Annotated in this window: 15 protein-coding genes; 6 read left to right on the top strand and 9 right to left on the bottom strand. The window is 63.7% G+C overall.

What is annotated here, in order from left to right; all coding sequences use genetic code 11:
* Positions 1-197: 197 nt before the first annotated feature.
* Positions 198-1,052, bottom strand: coding sequence for an SDR family NAD(P)-dependent oxidoreductase (locus I6F37_RS27945; protein ID WP_036042753.1), 855 nt, complete (start codon positions 1,050-1,052; stop codon positions 198-200).
* Positions 1,053-1,172: 120 nt separating this feature from the next.
* On the bottom strand, positions 1,173-2,060 hold the full coding sequence (locus I6F37_RS27950; RefSeq protein WP_225153260.1) for an alpha/beta fold hydrolase: 888 nt from the start codon (positions 2,058-2,060) through the stop codon (positions 1,173-1,175).
* A 158-nt stretch (positions 2,061-2,218) separates the two neighbouring features.
* Between I6F37_RS27950 and I6F37_RS27955 the strand changes: the two genes are divergently transcribed.
* Positions 2,219-3,790, top strand: coding sequence for a winged helix-turn-helix domain-containing protein (locus I6F37_RS27955; RefSeq protein WP_074447645.1), 1,572 nt, complete (start codon positions 2,219-2,221; stop codon positions 3,788-3,790).
* A 156-nt stretch (positions 3,791-3,946) separates the two neighbouring features.
* Here the strand turns inward: I6F37_RS27955 and boxB are convergent, their stop codons facing one another.
* The 4 genes from boxB to I6F37_RS27975 all read right to left on the bottom strand — a co-directional run bounded on the left by boxB (position 3,947) and on the right by I6F37_RS27975 (position 9,793).
* Positions 3,947-5,398 (bottom strand): benzoyl-CoA 2,3-epoxidase subunit BoxB, encoded by a 1,452-nt coding sequence (gene boxB / locus I6F37_RS27960; protein ID WP_036020399.1) that lies wholly within the window; start codon positions 5,396-5,398, stop codon positions 3,947-3,949.
* Positions 5,399-5,498: 100 nt separating this feature from the next.
* Entirely contained in the window at positions 5,499-7,187 is a 1,689-nt protein-coding gene (boxC, locus tag I6F37_RS27965) for a 2,3-epoxybenzoyl-CoA dihydrolase (RefSeq protein WP_036020396.1), read from the bottom strand.
* Between the two features lie 124 nt (positions 7,188-7,311).
* Positions 7,312-8,124, bottom strand: a complete 813-nt coding sequence (locus I6F37_RS27970; RefSeq protein ID WP_036020394.1) for an alpha/beta fold hydrolase — start codon at positions 8,122-8,124, stop codon at positions 7,312-7,314.
* Positions 8,125-8,251: 127 nt separating this feature from the next.
* Complete coding sequence (locus tag I6F37_RS27975) at positions 8,252-9,793, bottom strand: benzoate-CoA ligase family protein (RefSeq protein WP_036020441.1); 1,542 nt, start codon at positions 9,791-9,793, stop codon at positions 8,252-8,254.
* A gap of 120 nt (positions 9,794-9,913) precedes the next feature.
* Between I6F37_RS27975 and I6F37_RS27980 the strand changes: the two genes are divergently transcribed.
* From I6F37_RS27980 to I6F37_RS27995, 4 genes are all read left to right on the top strand, one after another.
* Positions 9,914-10,822, top strand: coding sequence for a helix-turn-helix transcriptional regulator (locus tag I6F37_RS27980; protein ID WP_036001723.1), 909 nt, complete (start codon positions 9,914-9,916; stop codon positions 10,820-10,822).
* A gap of 2 nt (positions 10,823-10,824) precedes the next feature.
* A complete protein-coding gene (locus tag I6F37_RS27985; protein WP_057028463.1) occupies positions 10,825-11,220 on the top strand; it encodes a group II truncated hemoglobin in 396 nt (131 codons plus the stop codon).
* A 147-nt stretch (positions 11,221-11,367) separates the two neighbouring features.
* Positions 11,368-12,195: an AraC family transcriptional regulator gene (locus I6F37_RS27990; protein ID WP_074447644.1), complete on the top strand. Its 828-nt coding sequence runs from the start codon at positions 11,368-11,370 to the stop codon at positions 12,193-12,195.
* Positions 12,196-12,314: 119 nt separating this feature from the next.
* On the top strand, positions 12,315-12,749 hold the full coding sequence (locus I6F37_RS27995; protein ID WP_036001753.1) for a VOC family protein: 435 nt from the start codon (positions 12,315-12,317) through the stop codon (positions 12,747-12,749).
* Between the two features lie 47 nt (positions 12,750-12,796).
* On the opposite strand, the gene I6F37_RS28000 is transcribed toward I6F37_RS27995, so the two are convergent.
* Positions 12,797-13,129 carry a PRC-barrel domain-containing protein gene (locus I6F37_RS28000; protein ID WP_036001758.1) on the bottom strand — a complete coding sequence of 111 codons (333 nt, stop codon included), beginning with the start codon at positions 13,127-13,129 and terminating at the stop codon, positions 12,797-12,799.
* Positions 13,130-13,796: 667 nt separating this feature from the next.
* On the opposite strand from I6F37_RS28000, the gene I6F37_RS28005 reads away from it, so the two are divergent.
* A complete protein-coding gene (locus I6F37_RS28005; RefSeq protein ID WP_036001763.1) occupies positions 13,797-14,135 on the top strand; it encodes a hypothetical protein in 339 nt (112 codons plus the stop codon).
* A gap of 31 nt (positions 14,136-14,166) precedes the next feature.
* Here the strand turns inward: I6F37_RS28005 and I6F37_RS28010 are convergent, their stop codons facing one another.
* Both I6F37_RS28010 and I6F37_RS28015 read right to left on the bottom strand, forming a co-directional pair.
* On the bottom strand, positions 14,167-16,416 hold the full coding sequence (locus I6F37_RS28010; protein ID WP_225153262.1) for a TonB-dependent siderophore receptor: 2,250 nt from the start codon (positions 16,414-16,416) through the stop codon (positions 14,167-14,169).
* A 185-nt stretch (positions 16,417-16,601) separates the two neighbouring features.
* Positions 16,602-17,369: a helix-turn-helix transcriptional regulator gene (locus tag I6F37_RS28015; protein WP_225153264.1), complete on the bottom strand. Its 768-nt coding sequence runs from the start codon at positions 17,367-17,369 to the stop codon at positions 16,602-16,604.
* Positions 17,370-17,375 lie beyond the last annotated feature (6 nt).

Raw genomic sequence — 17,375 nt, forward strand, 5'->3', positions numbered from 1 at the left:
CGGCGGTCTCCCGTCACGTGCATCGGGCTTAAAACCAAAACGTCGAAAACAACCCCATGCACAGTAGCGGGCCCCTTGATCGATAAGGGATCTTTCGAGCGGCCTGGAGACAACATTTGCAGCCGCCATGCAGTTGACACGTCGGGCAAAACACGCGTCGAGCTGGCGCGTGTACTCAAAATCTATGGATGCGAGAGCTAGCGTCGCGGCGTTCGTCCGCGTATCCGGTCGAATCCTTGCTTGATCGCTGCGAAGCGCTGCTCGATGAATGGTTCGTGCTCAGTATCGGTGAAAATGTAGGGCCAGTCGTTTTCGATGGCCTCGCGAACCAGCTCGCCTACGTAGAGCGGATCAACGCCGTTGTTGATCCGTTCATGCAATGCCTTGATGATCTCCGCGCGTGGTCCTTCTGTCGGCGGAGGGTTGCCGACAGCCCCGGCAAATCGGTGCGGCACGTTGCGCCGAGAGTTCATGATCTGCGTGCGGATAAAGCCCGGACACAGAACGGAGACCCCAATCTTCCTCGGCGCGAGCACGTTACGCATCCCCTCGGAGAGCGCCACCACTCCATATTTGCTTACATCGTATGCCGGACTTGGTCCCGTAATCAGTCCGGAGACGGACGCCGTGGAAACAACCTGCCCTCCTTCGCCGTGCGCTTCGATCAGCGGACCGAATATCTCGAAGCCCCAGATCACCGACATCAGATTGACGCCGAGGACCCAGTTCCAGCCTGAATCAGTCCACTCACCAAAGGTGCCGCCGCCACCCACGCCCGCATTGTTGACCAATATGTGGATTCTGCCGTACCGCGCGACGGTCGCGTCCGCTGCCGCCTGAAGTTCGCCCTTGAGCGAAACGTCCGCTTTCACGCCATCGACATCGGCTTTGGTTCGTGTCTTCAGGTCCGCGACCACTTTTTTCAGCGCCTCCTCCTCGATATCGCAGAGCATGACCCTCACGCCCGCCCGCGACAGCACGGTCGCGATCCCCAGTCCGATGCCCGAGGCAGCGCCAGTCACGAATGCGGTCTGTCCAATCAAGTCTCTCATGCGCGTTCCACCTTGCTTTCACTCAACCAGTTCGCCCGGGAAATTGCGCCGCGGGGCGCTGGCTCCGCGCCTGCGATGACCGAGGCAGCCGGCGAGGGCGCTGCGGAAGCAGTTGGTGATCTAGACCGCATGGCCGAGCGATCGTGAACTGAACGGAGAGGCGATGGACAGGCTGTCCCAAGCAAGCGCTTCGGTCGTAGACACATGGTCACCAATGCGCTGGGCTACTTCCGCAGCGTGCGTGCCCGGCATAAAGTGGGTTGCGCCCGCTATCGTGCATAGCGACGCGTTCGCCAACGCACGGGTCAGGATTTCCGCGCTTCGCTGCAACGCTTGCGGGCTACGCTCACCGCAGATGAGGCGGGTTGGGAGCAGGATGTTGGCGAAAGCCGATAATGGTGGATCGAATGTCGAACGCATGTCCAGAACCTGGGTCGCGGTCGTCCTAACGATGTATTGTCGCATCCGGGACGGCAGGGCATCGAAGCTGCCCTCACCGCCGAGATAATCGATCGCCCGGAGCGCGGCTTCCCTCTCGCCGTTTTCGAACGCCTGGAAGTATGCATCGCGCATCGCCGTGAACTGCTCATACAGCGCAAGCTGGCTCTCCCGGCGCAGCAGGCCGAAAGCCACCGGCTCTATCAGGGTCAGGCTCATGAGCGGCAGCATCCCGCACAGCGCGACGTCCAGACACGCGAGCGCGCCGAGGGAATGTCCGACGAGATGCACGGGACCGCCGGCCCGGCGGATCACGGCTTCGATGATCTCCGCCTGCCGATCGATCGATGTATCGGCAGCCGTCCGTCGGTCCCTCGTGCCGCCATAACCCGGAAGGCTCGTCGTCACCGTCCGGAAACGACCGCCGAGCGCCTCGATCACGCCCCGCCAGGTTGACGCGGTCGCCCACGATCCCGGAACGAACACGATGGTGGGGCCCGTGCCCTCCTCGCCATAGTCGATGGGGCCGTGCCTATCCTGCAGCATTGTTGAGGCTGTGTTCATCGCCATCACCTCCGGTCTCGAGGGTTTCGCCTGGCAAGGATGCGCGAAGCGCGACCTCAACACTTTACTGACCACTTACATTTTCATTATCGACGGCTGATTTCGCACACTCCCCGCTTGCTAGGCTGTGCTACGCTCGTGCTGCTGGAGGAACGGACGAGCTGATGCGCTATCTGTTTGAAGATTTTGCGCTCGACGCCGACAAGCGGGAGCTACGCAGGGGGATCGATGCGGTTTCGGTGACGCCGCAGGCCTTCGACGTGCTTCTCTACCTGATCCGCAACCGCCAGCGCGTGGTTAGCAAGGACGATCTGATTTCCGCCATTTGGGGCGGCCGCGCCATCTCGGATGCCGCGCTTGCGACCCGCCTCAATGCAGCGCGCGCTGCAATCAACGATGCCGGCGATCAGCAGCGCCTCATTAAGACGCTACAGAGGAAGGGCTTTCGCTTCATTGGCAGCGTGCAGGAAATCGGCGGACAGGATGATGCTGCGGTCCCAAATGACGCACTTCAACCCCCGACACCAGCTCCCGGGCCGTCCGACAAACCCGCGATTGCCGTGTTGCCGTTCCAGTCCATGCCGGCCCGTCCAGAACAAGAATACTTCGCCGATGGGTTGGTTGACGATATCATTACTGCTCTCTCGCGCTTCAGGACGCTCTCTGTCATCGCTCGCAACTCCTCGTTCACCTACAAAGGTAAGGCTGTCGACATCAAGCGCGTCGGCCAGGAGCTTGGCGTGCGATACGTGCTCGAAGGCAGTGTGCGCAAGGAAGGGTCGCAGCTAAGAATCAATGCACAATTGATCGATGTTGCAACTGGCGCGCACCTTTGGGCCGATCGGTTTGAAGGCGCTTTGGGAAACGTTTTCGATTTACAGGACAAGGTCGCGCTACACGTGGTCGGGGCCATCGCGCCAGAAGTCGATCGTGCCGAGATCGACAGAGCCAGTCGAAGAAGGACCGGTAACATCGATGCGGTGACAGCGTATTATCGCGGTTTGCCTCATATTCGTTTCCCAACCACTCCACAGAATAATGAAGCTGCTTCGAGGCATTTCGAGCAAGCGATTGCTCTTGATCGCAGCTTTGCGCCTGCGTATGGCGGTGTTGCAACTTGCATAGCGTGGCGAAGGGCCAACAATTGGCCTGGAGACTTTGTCGAAGACAACGCTCAGGTCTTGCAGATTGCCGAACGTTTAAAGGAGCTTGGGGCAGACGACGCAATGGCCTTAACCGTTGTGGGCTTTCTCCTGTTCTGGTTCGCGCTCGACCTCAATGGCGGGGTTGAATTAGTCGAGCGCGCCATCCACTTCAATCCAACCTATGGACCCGCACTTCACGCGCGGGGCCTCATTCGAGGTTGGCAAGGCGAATCCGATGCCGCCGTTGCGGACCTTGAGCTGGCTCTGCACCTAAGTCCGCGCGATCCTTTCAACTACAACGCAATGCTGGGACTTGCTCTAGCGCATCACAACGCCGGCAGACATGCCGAAGCGGGTGAGTGGGCTGACAAAGCCGTTCGAGCCTTCCCCCCGGCGTTTAATGTAGGAATGGCTCAGGCCATCCTCTGCTACGTGGGCGCTGGACGATTGGACGACGCTCAAAAGCTGATGGCAGAAATTCTCCGCCGATCTTCTGGCTCTCGACGATCAACTGTGGCTGCCCCGCACTATTCGCCCAAGCTTAGAGCGGAACTCTTGGAAGCGATGATCAAGGCGGGACTACCCGAATAGCTTTGTTCTTGGGGCAAGCAGGCGGTGGGCAGGCTGGCGTGTGAGTACGCCGCGGCGCCTCGCGTCTATCACACCGCCTCTGGAATACTGGATCGCCCGGTCAAGCCGGGCGATGACGCTATGGGTGTGGAACGGTCGTGGTGCGTCGCAAGCGCCCTACGACTCGATCTTCACGTACTCGAAATCGCCCGGCTTGTTGTCGATGCCGACCTTGGGCGGAGAGATCCAGGAGGCGAACTTGCCGGTCTCGGTGACGGGCTGCATCAGGGAGGTGATGAAGTCGCCGTCGCTGGCCGACGGCAGCCATTCGTCCTTGCGCTTGGCCCAGGTCGCATCGTCGATCAGGATGCCGTCGGGCGTCGCGTGCACGTCCTTGAACTCGCCGATGTGGCGGTGGAAGGCGACGTTGGGCAGCGTCAGCTTGAAGTCGTAGCCGGCGGTCGAGATTACCTTGTTCCAGCGCAGCATGCCCTTGACGCAATCCTGGCTGTAATCGTCGCGCAGGCGCATGTTGAGCGCGGTCAGCGCCGGCTCGTCGACCAGCTTGACTTCGCCGTTGATCAGCTTGAGCACCGGATAGGTCGAATTCTTGAGCTGGTGATCGTCGTCGATCTGCGTCTCGTGGTAGCGGCCCTTGATGCCGGCGTTGAACGCGTTGGCCGCGTTGGTCGAGACTTCCGAGCCGAACAGGTCGAGCGACAGCGTGTAGTGCAGGTTCAGCTTCTTCTGGATGGTCGGAAGATCGATCACGCCGAGCGCGCGGACCTTCGCGATGTCGGTGGGATCGGTGATGCCGGCCGCCTTCATCGCATCGCAGGTGCGCTGCACGACGCGGGTGATGCCGGTCTCGCCGACGAACATGTGGTGCGCTTCCTCCGTCAGCATGAAGCGGCAGGTGCGCGACAGGGGATCGAAGCCGGACTGCGCGAGCGAGTGCAGCTGCATCTTGCCGTCGCGGTCGGTGAAATAGGTGAACATGAAGAAGGACAGCCAGTCCGGCGTCGCCTCGTTGAAGGCGCCCAGCATGCGCGGCGCGTCGGCATCGCCGGAGCGGCGGCGCAAGAGATCGTCGGCCTCCTCACGGCCGTCGCGGCCGAAATATTTCTGGAGCAGATAGACCATCGCCCAGAGGTGACGGCCTTCCTCGACATTGACCTGGAACAGATTGCGCATGTCGTAGAGCGAGGGCGCGGTCTTGCCGAGATGGCGCTGCTGCTCGACCGAGGCCGGCTCGGTGTCGCCCTGGATCACGATCAGGCGGCGCAGCATGGCGCGGTGCTCGCCCGGCACTTCCTGCCAGGCCGGCTCGCCATAATGCTCGCCGAACGGCACGACGCGGTTCTCTTCCTGCGGCGCAAGCAGAATGCCCCAGCGATATTCGGGCATGCGGACATAGTCGAACTTGGCCCAGCCGCGCGGATCGACCGAGTAAGCGGTGCGCAGATAGACAAGCGATTCCTGGAAGCCTTCCGGCCCCATGTCGCTCCACCAGTCCATGTAACCGGGATGCCAGCCCTCCAGCGCTTTGAGCACCTGGCGGTCTTCGGCGAGGTTGACGTTGTTCGGAATCTTGGTCGAGTAGTCGACGTTCATGATGTTCATGTTCATGGGGACCTCCCGTGTGGGACTAGCTCGTTTGAAGGGGCGAATGGCGAATGGCGAGTAGCGAATGGGCATTCCCTATTCGCCATTCGCCGCTCCCTACTCGCTAGACTCGCGTCATATCGAATTTCGGTTTCTGGCCGCTGCCGTAGCGGCGCAGCGCGCCTTCCTCGCCGACGGCGTTCGGGCGCTGGAAGATCCAGTTCTGCCAGGCGGTGAGGCGCGCGAAGATCTTCGATTCCATCGTTTCCGGGCCAACGAAGCGCAGGCTGGCTTCCATGCCGGTGAGGCTGTCGGGCGAGAAGCTGGCGCGCTCCTCGAGGAACACGCGGACCTCATCGTCCCAGTCGATGTCGTCGAGCGCGAAGGTGACGAGGCCGAGCTCTTCGGCCTGCTCGGCGTCGAGGCTGGTGCCGAGCGTTGCTTCCACGCGCTCCAGATCGGACGGGTCGGCTTGGAAGCGCGACTCCAGCCGTGTCAGGCCGTGGCTCATCGGGTACGGGCCGAAATTCATGGCGGACAGCTCGATCGACGGCGGCGGACGATTGTCGCCCTGGCGGGTGCCGATCAGCATGTAGGAGCGGTCGGCGGCGAAGACGAGCTCGGCGAGCGTGCCGGCAAAGCAGGAGCCGGGCTCGACCAGCGTCACCAGCGTGCGCGAAGTGACGTCGACGCGCTTGAGCACGCGCTTCCAGTAATGCCTGATCTCGTTGACCAGCCAATGCGCCTTGTTGGCTTCGAGGAACGCATCGCAGGCCAGCACATGGGCACGGTCGCCGTGGCTCTTGAAGACGAGCATCGCGATCTCGAGCTCGTTGATGCGTAAGTGAAGGATGGCGTCGTCGAGCTCGCGCGCCACTTGCAGCGGCCAGAACGAGGCGCCTTGCGCCATCATGCCGTCGATGTCGGCGGGCGGCGCGGTCTCCGGCGCCTTGATCGAGATGGTGGCGATGCGCGCTGTGCGATCGATATCGACGGTGACGAAGCCGTAGCGGATGCTGTTTTCGTCGATCAGGCGCCGGAGCGGCGTCAGCGCGATGCCCTTGCCGCTGCCCTTGCGCTTCGATTGGCCTGCGAATTCCTTGGCGCGCTCGGCGATCTTTGCTTCCAGCTTGGAGTTCGGCGCGATCTCGTCGACGAGGCGCCATTGCACGGCGCGCTTGCCCTTCACGCCTTCCTCGATGGTGCAGAAGACATCGGCGTGGTCGCGCCGCACCTTGCGCTTGTCGACCACCCGCGTGAGACCGCCGGTGCCCGGCAGCACCGCGAGCAGCGGCACTTCGGGCAGCGCCACGGCGGACGAGCCGTCGTCGGCGAGGATGATGTGATCGGTCGCGAGCGCGAGCTCATAGCCGCCGCCGGCGGCCGAGCCGTTCACGACGGTGATGAAGCGCTGGCCGGAATTCTCCGAGGAGTCTTCCATGCCGTTGCGGGTCTCGTTGGTGAACTTGCAAAAGTTCACCTTGTGGGCATGGGTCGAGCCCGCGAGCATGCGGATGTTGGCGCCAGCGCAGAACACGCGGTTCTTGGCCGAGCGCAGCACCACGACCTTCACCTCGGGATGCTCGAAGCGCAGGCGCTGGATCGCGTCGGCGAGCTCAATGTCGACGCCGAGATCGTAGGAATTGAGCTTGAGCTGGTAGCCTTCGAACAGGCCGCCATTCTCGTCGACGTCCATGGTCAACGTCGCGACGTCGCCGTCGACCGCGAGCTTCCAATGCTTGTAGCGGGACGGTTCGGTCTGGAAATCGATGAATGTCGCGCCGCCTGCGAGGCGCCGATCTTCCCCGGCCATGAGCCACCCTTAAGCTTGGTTATGCATTTGGAGCGTTAGATGCACAATAGTGCATCTAACTGGGCTAGTCCAGCCCGAATCTCGAACTCACATGCACTTTGCTTCATCTAAATCCGCATGGAGGTCACGCGGCCTGAAGCCCTGGATCATCCCGCAAGGCGGCCTTTGCAAACTGCATGATGGCATCGAGGGTCGGCCCCGGGGCCTCGCGATGCGGGGAATGCGCCGCGCCGGCAATGATTTTCAGGTCGACCGGGCAGTAACATTCCTCCTGTGCGATCTCGGCCTGGCGCAGCGTCCCGTATTGGTCATCTGCGCCTTGCACGATCATCACGGGCACGCGGATGTAGGCGAGGTATTCGGAGATATCCCAATCGCGGAATTTCGGATCGAGCCAGGCGCCGTTCCAGCCATGGAAGGCGTTGTCGACGTCCTTGTGCCAGCGCGCGAGCTTCGACCTGAGGTCCGTGGTCTCGAACGTCGTCTTGATCGCGGCGATGGATTTGATCGAGATGTCCTCGACGACGAAATGCGGCGCGATCAGCACGAGCCCATTGAGGCGATGATCCTGATGCGCCCCGGCATAGATGGTCGCGATCGAGGCACCATCGGAATGGCCGAGCAGAAGGCCGCGCTTGAACCCGATCATGTCGAGCAGCTTCGGCAACACGTCCAGCGCCTCACGATGCATGTAGTCGAGCGCCCGCGGCAGCGCGACCGGGCTGGACTGGCCGTAGCCTGCGCGCGAATAGGCGAAGATGCCCGCGCCCGTGGCCTGCTGCAGCTTCTCGGGGAAATCACCCCAGAGGCCGACGCAGCCGAGGCCCTCATGCAGCATCACGATGGTGGGCGCGTCGGGGACTGGCGGCGCGAGCCATCTGTATTCGAGGCTGGCGCCGTCGATGTCGAGGAAGCCGGTGGGGGTGAGATTGGTCATTTCTGCGCTCTTCTCTCTCGATCGTCATGCCCGGGCTTGACCCGGGCATCCACGTCTTTTCTCACGCGTGGCGGCGCGTGGATGGCCAGGTCAAGCCCGGCCATCACGGCCTGTTGCAGGTGGCCAATTAACGCGCGCCTTCCCGCAGCTTGAACCTTTGGATCTTTCCGGTCGCGGTCTTCGGCAGCGAGTCCACCACATCGATCCAGCGCGGATATTTCCAGGGGCCGATCTTCTGCTTGACGTGCTCCTTGAGCATCTCCTGCAAGTCCGTCGTCTTTGCGCCTGGGCGCAACACGACGAAGGCTTTCGGCTTCAGGAGGCCTTCCGGATCGGCCTCGGGCACGACGGCAGCTTCCAGCACGGCCGGATGCGTGATCAGCGCGCTCTCCACTTCGAACGGCGAGACCCAGATGCCGGAGACCTTGAACATGTCGTCGGCGCGGCCGCAGAACGTGAAGCGGCCGTCGGCGTCACGAATGTATTTGTCGCCGGTGCGGGTCCACGGCCCCTCGAAGGTGCGGCGGCTCTTGTGACGCTGGTTCCAGTAGCCCTCGCCGGCGGAGGGCGCATCGACCAGGAGCTCGCCGACCTCGCCGTCGGCGACGTCCTGGCCCGCCTCGTTGACGAGCCGCACCGCATAGCCCGGCACCGGCTTGCCGGAGGAACCGTATCTGATGTCGCCGGGCGCGTTCGACAGAAAAATGTGCAACAGCTCGGTCGAGCCGACGCCGTCGAGAATGTCGACACCGAACCGTGCCTTCCAGCTGTGGCCGACGGATTCCGGCAGCGCCTCGCCGGCGGAGGTGCAGATGCGCAAAGCCTTGCCGCCGCGCTCGCTCTTCATGGTCTCGTCGTTGAGCATCGCGGCGAACAAGGTCGGCACGCCATAGAAGATCGAGGGATTGTAGCGGTTCATCAGGTCGAACATCCGCGCCGGCGTCGGACGCTCGCTGTTGAGGATCACGCTGGCACCGACAGACATTGGAAAGGTCAGCGCATTGCCGAGGCCATAGGCGAAGAACAATTTCGCCGCGGAGAGACACACATCGCTCTCACGGATGCCGAGCACCTGCTTGGCATAGGTGTCGGCAGTGGCCTGCAAATTGGAATGCAAATGGCGCACGCCCTTCGGCATGCCCGTCGAGCCCGACGAGTACAGCCAGAACGCCGGCTCGTCCGGATGCGTCACGGCGGTGGTGAACTGATCGTTCTCGCCAGCGAGCTCTTCGGCAAGCTGCTTGTGGCCGTTCTGCTTGGCGCCGGAGACCACGACATGCTCGAGATCCGGCATGCGGCCGACAACGTCCTTGATGACGGGATAGAGCGCTTCGGACACGAACAGCACGCGCGCGCGGCAGTCGGCGAGGATGTAGGCGTATTGGTCCGCGGTCAGCAGCGTGTTGAGCGGCACCGGCACGATGCCGGCGCGGATCGCGCCCAGGAACACGATCGGGAAATCGATTGTATCCAGCATGATCATCGCCACGCGCTCCTCGCGGCGGACGCCGAGCCGGCGCAGCATGTTGGCGGCGCGCCGGGTCTGTTGCTGGAGCTCGCCATAGGTGAGTCGCGAGACGGTGTCGTCGAAGGCGAGCTTACTGCCCCTGCCCTCCCTGACGTTACGGTCGAGCAGCCAGGTCACCGCGTTATAGGATCCCTCGCTCACGGACATCTCCCCGGAATTAGAATTATAATTCATAGAAAGACACCACGGCGGCTTGCTGTCAATGCCAGCAGGCACTATGTTTCATTAAAACGCGCCGCAGGACCCCTGTAAAGAAGACTCATGACCGAAAGTCCCGACGCCGAATCCCGCTTCCTCGAACAACTCGGCCAGCGTGTGCGCACCATGCGCGCGCTGCGCGGCATGTCGCGCAAAGTACTCGCCAAGGTGTCGGGAATTTCGGAGCGCTACATCGCGCAGCTCGAGAGCGGCAAGGGCAATGTCTCGATCGTGCTGCTGCGCCGCGTCTCCGACGCGATGGGCGCCCATCTCGAAGATTTGCTGCCCAGCGCCGATCCGACCCCGGACTGGCAGGTGTTTCGCGACCTCCTGCGCAAGGCGACGCCCGCGCAGATTGCTCAGGCCAAGGATCTGCTCGCCGGCGGCAGCGCAACCGCGCCTCGGCGCGCGCCGTTCTGCGGGATCGCGCTGATCGGCCTGCGCGGCGCCGGCAAGTCCACACTTGGGCGGATGCTGGCGAAGAGGATCGGCTGGAGTTTCGTCGAGCTCAACAAGGAGGTCGAGCAGCAGAACGGGCTCTCGGTCGCCGAGATCATCGCGCTGTACGGCCAGGAAGGCTTTCGCCGCATGGAGCAGGCGGCACTGCAACAGCTGCTCGCGCGCAACGAGCTGATGGTGCTGGCAACCGGCGGCGGCATCGTCTCCGAGCCCCTGACCTTCGATCAGGTCCTCTCCTCGTTCTACACGATCTGGCTGAAGGCCGAGCCCGAGGAGCACATGGCGCGCGTGCGTCGCCAGGGCGATCTACGCCCGATGGCTGATGATCGCTCGGCGATGACGGAGCTGCGCAACATCCTGCTCAGCCGCGAGCCGTTGTATTCGCGCGCGACCGCGGTGGTGGATACCGCCGGCCTCTCCGTCGATGCCGCCGCCGCACGCCTGATCGATGCGGTGCGGCCGGTGCTGCAGAACGAAGCCCGCAGCTTCGGCCTGCGCAGCGTGGCGCTGTAGCGATGACGTCCACCGACGTCGCCACCTCCATGTTCGAGCGGATCGGCGGCAGCGCCACGATCGACGCCCTCGTCGACCGCTTCTACGACCGCATGGACACGCTGCCGGAGGCGAAGATCATCCGCGCCATGCATGCGGACGACCTTGGCCTGATCAGGGACGTGCTGAAGCGCTATCTCACCGAATGGACCGGTGGCCCGCGGCTCTATACACCCGAGAAAGGTCATCCGCGGCTGCGCCAGCGCCATTTCGGCTTCGCCATTGGGGACGCCGAGCGCGACGCCTGGATGCTCTGCATGCGCGGCGCGCTGGAGGAGACGATCACCGACGCCGCCGCGCGCCAGGATCTCGACAAGGCGATAGCGGGCCTGGCCGACTGGATGCGCAACCGGCCGTGACGGGGTGGCAGCGCTTCGGCGCAATTCGACGGCCACGCACCGGGTCATTTGAGTTCCGCTGCGATCGCCTGCTAAGCTCCAGGCATGACCGACATGCTCTGCGACACCATACGCATGGAGCGCGAAGTGACGGAGCGTTAGCGCGTGATGGACGCACCTCCCGATGTCATCCGTCGACCGCCCTCGCCGCGTCTTGCGCGGCTGATCTCCAGCATTTCCTTCTACCGCGAGCGCGGGATCGGCTTGGCCGCCTTCCGCCACGCCGCGCCGCTTGCACTGCCTCTGCTGGTGAATTTGGGAACGCCCTTCCGCATTGCGCTCGGACACCGACCGGACACCGCCGATGCGCGGCCGAGTTTCGCAGCGGGTCTGTTTCCTGGGCCGGTCGTGATCGAATCCGACGGGCGCGCCGAATGCGTTCAGGTCGATTTCACGCCGCTCGGGGCGTATCGCTTCTTCGGAGGCGCCGTGCCCGATCTGACCGCGCGGATCGTCGGGCTCGACGACATTCTGGGACGGCACGGCAGGGAGCTCCGCGCCAGGGTGGCCGAGGCGGCCGGCTGGCAGCGACGATTCGAGATCGTCGAAGACTTCGTGCTTCGCCGCGCCGTACACGAGCCCTCGCCTGAGGTCGCCTTCGCGCTGGAGACGCTGTGGCGAGGCGCGGGCGCGGTCAGGATCGCCGACATTGCCTCCGACATCGGCTGGAGCCGCAAGCATCTCACACGCCGCTTCCACCGCGAGATCGGCGCTCCGCCAAAGACGCTGGCCCAGATGCTGCGCTTTCATCGCGCTTGCGTCCTGGCCCGGACGGATGGCGCAGGCGGCTGGGCGGCCATTGCCGCGGACGCCGGCTATGCCGACCAGGCACATCTTGCTCGCGATTTCCGGATGTTCAGCGGAGAGACGCCGACCGGATGGGCCGCGCGGCTCGATGTCGTCGATTCCCGCCTGATGCGGGACGGCGGGGGCTAGCGCCAAAACAGCGGCAAGACGGCGCGAGGCACGGTCAGGTCCCATTTGTTCAAGCCGGCCGCCATGATCCGAACTAGGGTCGGCTTCGCAACAAGCTTGCACCGAACCTGGAGAGTGTCATGAACCAGCCGAACGGCTACGAAGCGCCGCGCCTCTACCACACCATGCGCTGCAAGGATGCCGAGGCGATGATCGCCTGGCTGAAGGACGTTCTCGGCTTCACCGAACGGGTGGTGTACCGCAAGGAGGGCACGGTCGTTCACGCCGAGCTGGCGTTCGGATCGTCGATCCTCATGCTGGGCGCGCATCGCGACGATGCCTACGGCAAATTGGTTGGCGACATCGGCGGCCGGCGGACGGATGCCGTCTATCTGGCCGTGGAGGATCCCGACGCGCTCTTTCAAAAGGTGAAAGCCGCCGGGGCGCAGATCGAGATGGAGCCCTACACGACCGATTATGGCAGCCGCGATTTCGCCGCACGCGATCCGGAGGGCGGGCTCTGGAGCTTCGGCACCTATTGGCCCAAGGTCGGCGAGCAGCCGCTCGCGGGATAGCGGGCGCTCGCGTCAAATACTGCTCCGCGGCCGAACCGTCTTGCTCGCTAGACCGACCAGTAATGCGGATGCGGGTAGGGCCGCGAGCGGTCGCCCCAGTCGAACGCGTCGCCATCGAACTCGCACGGGCCGCTGCTGAGTTCGTCCAGCGTCTGCTCGGTCTGGAACGCCTGCCGTGCTGGATCGTATTTCAGCGCGCTCCACTGCAGCGGATAATGGTGACGCGTACCGAGCAGCCCGCCGGTCTTGATCACGGCATAGGCGACCGTTCCGCTCATCTTGTCGAGCATCAACCGCTCGATCGTGCCGAGCTTCGTGCCGTCGCGTCCGTAGACGGCGACGTGCTCCACGCGATCACTGGGAACCATGGTGTGGTTCATGGTGTCCTCCCTGTTCTCGTCTGTTCACGATATTATAGCACCGGTTTCGCGGCGGCGGGAGCAGCTACAACTGCTGTAAGCGGCCCGCCCCGGCCACCAGAGCGTCACTTCAGCCGAATCGTGTCGACGCGACGGCACTGGACGCAATGATAAACGTGCTCCGCAGGCAGCGTGACTATTCCAGGTAGTGTCGCCAGGAACTTCATTGGCCGCCTGCATTTTGAGCAGATGAGGATCGGCGGATCGTCTTGGCGATCGGAACTCATACAATAACCGGGGCTGAGGCGCCCGCACGTTACTGCCGCGCTGCGGGCGCTTCATCCCGGGAGAACTACCGGCCTTGATCGGAATCCGATCGGCCCCGCTCGGCGCGCTGCTTCACGCCCGCGTGAGGCGACTTCTTCCGGACTGTTGCGACGACATCGCGCCGCCCCCGGACGAAGCCATTTTCCTCACCCGGCGAAAAACGCCGGAAAGGCAGGCGGTCTAGATTCTCTGCATTGATCAACAACGGAGTTCGGTCATGTGGGGTCAACTTTTCAGCCTGATCTATCGCCTGTCCTGCCGGACCACCCTGATCGAGATCGGCACGCACCGCCTCGCGCGTTAGGTCCATGAAGCCCAAGGGAATTGGGTAAGATCGATTGACCAGATGACGGGGATTGCCATTAGCAAGCTGATCCTGATCGCCGCGATGTCGCTGCTCGCAAGCCAGGCCAATGCCGGAGGCTCGCGGAGCCTCAGCCTGGCGGCGGCCGATTCGAAGCAACCGGCCACCGAGCAGCCGGCCGCGCCGGCCGCCGTGCCGCCGCAGGCGACGCAAGCGTCACCGGCAAACGTCCAGACGCCGACCGCACCCGCCGCAACGGCACCGACCGCCGCAGCTCCGGTGCAATCAAGCACGACGCCGGCAAAGACGACCGAAGCGCCAAAGCCGAAACGCCGGCAGCCATCTGTCGAAGCCCGCGTGATCCGCGAACTGCACCGCCACGGGATCTATTGGTAATTGTCCGGCGACGTCCGCCCGGCAGCTCCGCTCACCAGCGATAGCCGAGCGTGGCGATGACGGTCAGCGGCGCGCCCCGGTAGCAGTAACCGACCTGACACGTCGTGTAGTGCACATTGAACAGGTTCTTGGCGTTGACCTGGAACGTGAGGCCCTTCAGCTCCTTTGCGGCCTGGCTGAAATCGTATTTCAGCGCGGCATCGACCAGGGTCACCGAGCTGTTCTTGAACGTGTTCGCGTCGTCGCCATAGCTCCAAGACATGTAGCGCGCGCCGGCACCGACGCTCAGGCCCGCGAAGGGACCAGCCAGCGGCAGGGCGTAATTGCCCCACAGCGTCACGGTGTGCGGAGGATTGCCCGACGGAAACTTGCCGACCAGCGCGCTGTCGCCGGCCTGCTTGGTGACCATGTCGAGATAGCTGTAGGACGAGGTGATGTCGAAACCATTGCCGAAGCTTGCAAGCCCCTGCAATTCGAAGCCGCGGCTTTGAATTTCGCCGCGCTGGACCGTCACGCCGGTGCCCGTCGTCACCAGGCCGCCATCCTGCGTCAGGTCGAACACGGCAGCGGTAATGAGGCTTCGCGTCCCCGGCGGCTGATACTTCACGCCGATCTCGGTCTGCTTGCCGGTGGTCGGCTTGAAGAAGGCGCCTGAGGGATCGACGCCGAGATTGGGAAAAAACGACGTCGAATAGGCGATGTAGGGCGCCACACCGGAATCGAACACATAGGTCAGGCCTGCCCGCCCACTATAGGCCTGATCAGATTGCGTCTGTCTTGTCAGCGCGAACCGGTCCTCGCCGGTGGTGCGGACCCAGTCGCTGCGGCCGCTCAGCGTCAGGATCCAGTGGTCGAGTTTGGTCTGGTCCTGAATGTAGACGCCGGACTGGGTTTGCCGCTGCGCCGTGGACGAGGAGATCGCGGGATCCGGAATGGATTCCGGCGCATAGACCGGCGCAGCCAGATTGAGATCGGACACGCCGAAGCCGAACCCCTGCTTGTCGGTGAACTTCGACGATGTGTAGTCGGTGCCGACCAGAAGCGTGTGCTGCACCGGGCCGGTGGAGAGCTTCGCCTCGACCTGGTTGTCCATGATGGCCGATTGCAGCGTGTCGTGGACGTAGCCGGTATAACGCGACACGACGTTGCCGACGGGAGCACCGAGAAAGCCGACATAGCGCGTGACGGCGTCGAGATCGACGTAGCGGAATTTCTGGCGGACGGTCACGGCGTTGTCGAACGCGTGCTCGAACAGATAGCCGATGCGCCCCTGCTCCTGGTCGAGCGAATTGTAGGACGGGCTGCCCGTGAAGATGTCCGTCGTCGTCCCGATGCCCGAAGAATAGGTGAACATCGAGCCCGGCGTCTTCGATTTCTGATAGGCGCCGAGAAGCGTGAGGGTTGTCGATTGGTCGGGTCTCCAGGTGACGGCGGGAGCGACATAGGTGCGGTTGTCCTTGCCGCCCGGTACGAACACGTCGGCGTCTCGCACCATGCCGGTCAGCCGATAGGAGAATTGGCCGTTGGGATCGATCGGCCCCGAAAAATCGAAATTGCCCTGAACGCGTTCGCGATCGCCGAACAGCGTCTGCACCTCGTGGAAAGGCTGGCTGGTCGGCAGCTTGCTTTGCAGATCGATCAGTCCGCCTGGCGAGCCGAGGCCGTAGAGCGCCGAGCTCGGGCCGCGGACCACGGTGATGCTGTCGACCCCATAGGGCTCCGTCTTGAACACGCCAAGGCCAGCGCCGACGAGACGCAGGCCGTCGAGATAGATGCCGTTATAGGTGATGTCGAAGCCGCGGATCGAGATGGCGTCGAAGCGCGGATCGTAGCCCGAGGCATCGATGCGCACGCCCGGCTCATAGCCGACTGCCTGCGTCAGCGTCTGCACGGCGCGGTCGTTGAGCTCCTTGCGCGTCACGACCGAGATCGACTGCGGCGTCTCCAGCAGGGGCGTGTTCGTCTTGGTGCCGGCGGAGCTGCTGCTGGCAACGTAGCTGTTCTCGCTCGATATCGTGGCGCGACCGCCACCTGCCTCGCGCGCATCCTGGCTTGCGGCTTGCCTGGAGGCGGCATTGCGTTGCGCCGCGACACGGCCGCGTTGCGACGGTGAATTGCGCTGGGCAGACACGGCGCGCGGGCGCACCTGATTCGGCGCCTCCACGGTGACGGGCGGCAATGACGCGGCCGTCGATCCCGAATTGGTCCCGGAGACCTGTGCAAGGGTCGGTGTCACCTGCAAAACCACGCCCAGACCGGCCGCCCCCAGACCAGCCTTCATCAACCGTTCCCAACCGAACGTCTGTCCGTCGCCACGCCTCATTGTCTTCCCCAAGCTCCGTCTTTGGACCACCCGGGAGTAATCAGATCGAGACGCACGACGCCTTTGCGACTGCGCAAATCGCCTTTGAGTCCACGTGGAGGCTTTCAAGACTGAGGCGTGAGGCGGCGCATCGCCTGCTGCCGTTACTCGCAGCGACTGGGCGAATGACCGAAGCGCCTGCGAAAGGCCGTCGCGAAGTTCGCCGGATGAGTATAGCCGACCCGATAGGCCGCCTCGGTGACCGACAGGCGCTGGTGAATCAGAAGGGCTCGTGCAGTATCGAGCCGGCGCGCCCTCAGATTGTCGATGGCGCTCTCGCCATAGGCGATCTGGAATTTCTGATTGAAAGATCGCCGGCTCAGGCCTGCGTTCCGCGCCAGCTCGTCGATGCTCCAGGGATAGCCGAGGTCGGCATCCATCCGCTCCTTGACCGATTGCAGGCGCATGCGCTGGAGGTCTGTTGCCGGATCGACCGCGATCCGGCTGCACTCGCCGAACAAGGCATGGACGACGATCTCGGCGGCATGCGCCGACATCAGCAATCGCGCCGCGTTTCCGGCGACCGGCGGCGAGAACATTTCCGCCGCGACGGCCCGCACGCGCGCTGATGCGGCCAGCGAGAGGACGACGGCGCCAGATCCTTCGTCCTTGAACAGCGCCCGAAACGCGGCGCCAAGTCCGAGCTGATCGATGGATGCTCCGGGCAACGCAAGGCCGATGGCGCACCGCATTGAGCGCTTCACGGCGAGGGACTCGCGCACCGCGATCACCCCCATCCGCCTCTCGCCGATCGAGCGCGTCAGAGTGCCGGGGCCAGCACCGGCTTCATCGAACGCCACCGAGATGAACAAGCCCGGCGCTGCGATTGCAGGCCCCTCGGCGTCGGCTCGGAACTCACCTTGGACGACCACGCAGCC

Source organism: Bradyrhizobium sp. NBAIM08, from assembly GCF_020193935.1.
GTDB classification, from domain to species: Bacteria; Pseudomonadota; Alphaproteobacteria; order Rhizobiales; family Xanthobacteraceae; genus Bradyrhizobium; species Bradyrhizobium yuanmingense.

What these genes read in the sequence shown, in the direction of transcription:
- I6F37_RS27945 (WP_036042753.1), bottom strand. Translation starts at nt 1,052, where the DNA reads ATGAGAGACTTGATTGGACAGACCGCATTCGTGACTGGCGCTGCCTCG.
- I6F37_RS28010 (WP_225153262.1), bottom strand. Translation starts at nt 16,416, where the DNA reads ATGAAGGCTGGTCTGGGGGCGGCCGGTCTGGGCGTGGTTTTGCAGGTG.
- I6F37_RS27990 (WP_074447644.1), top strand. Translation starts at nt 11,368, where the DNA reads ATGGACGCACCTCCCGATGTCATCCGTCGACCGCCCTCGCCGCGTCTT.
- boxB (WP_036020399.1), bottom strand. Translation starts at nt 5,398, where the DNA reads ATGAACATGAACATCATGAACGTCGACTACTCGACCAAGATTCCGAAC.
- I6F37_RS27950 (WP_225153260.1), bottom strand. Translation starts at nt 2,060, where the DNA reads ATGGCGATGAACACAGCCTCAACAATGCTGCAGGATAGGCACGGCCCC.
- I6F37_RS27955 (WP_074447645.1), top strand. Translation starts at nt 2,219, where the DNA reads ATGCGCTATCTGTTTGAAGATTTTGCGCTCGACGCCGACAAGCGGGAG.
- I6F37_RS27970 (WP_036020394.1), bottom strand. Translation starts at nt 8,124, where the DNA reads ATGACCAATCTCACCCCCACCGGCTTCCTCGACATCGACGGCGCCAGC.
- I6F37_RS27985 (WP_057028463.1), top strand. Translation starts at nt 10,825, where the DNA reads ATGACGTCCACCGACGTCGCCACCTCCATGTTCGAGCGGATCGGCGGC.
- I6F37_RS28000 (WP_036001758.1), bottom strand. Translation starts at nt 13,129, where the DNA reads ATGAACCACACCATGGTTCCCAGTGATCGCGTGGAGCACGTCGCCGTC.
- I6F37_RS27980 (WP_036001723.1), top strand. Translation starts at nt 9,914, where the DNA reads ATGACCGAAAGTCCCGACGCCGAATCCCGCTTCCTCGAACAACTCGGC.
- I6F37_RS27995 (WP_036001753.1), top strand. Translation starts at nt 12,315, where the DNA reads ATGAACCAGCCGAACGGCTACGAAGCGCCGCGCCTCTACCACACCATG.
- boxC (WP_036020396.1), bottom strand. Translation starts at nt 7,187, where the DNA reads ATGGCCGGGGAAGATCGGCGCCTCGCAGGCGGCGCGACATTCATCGAT.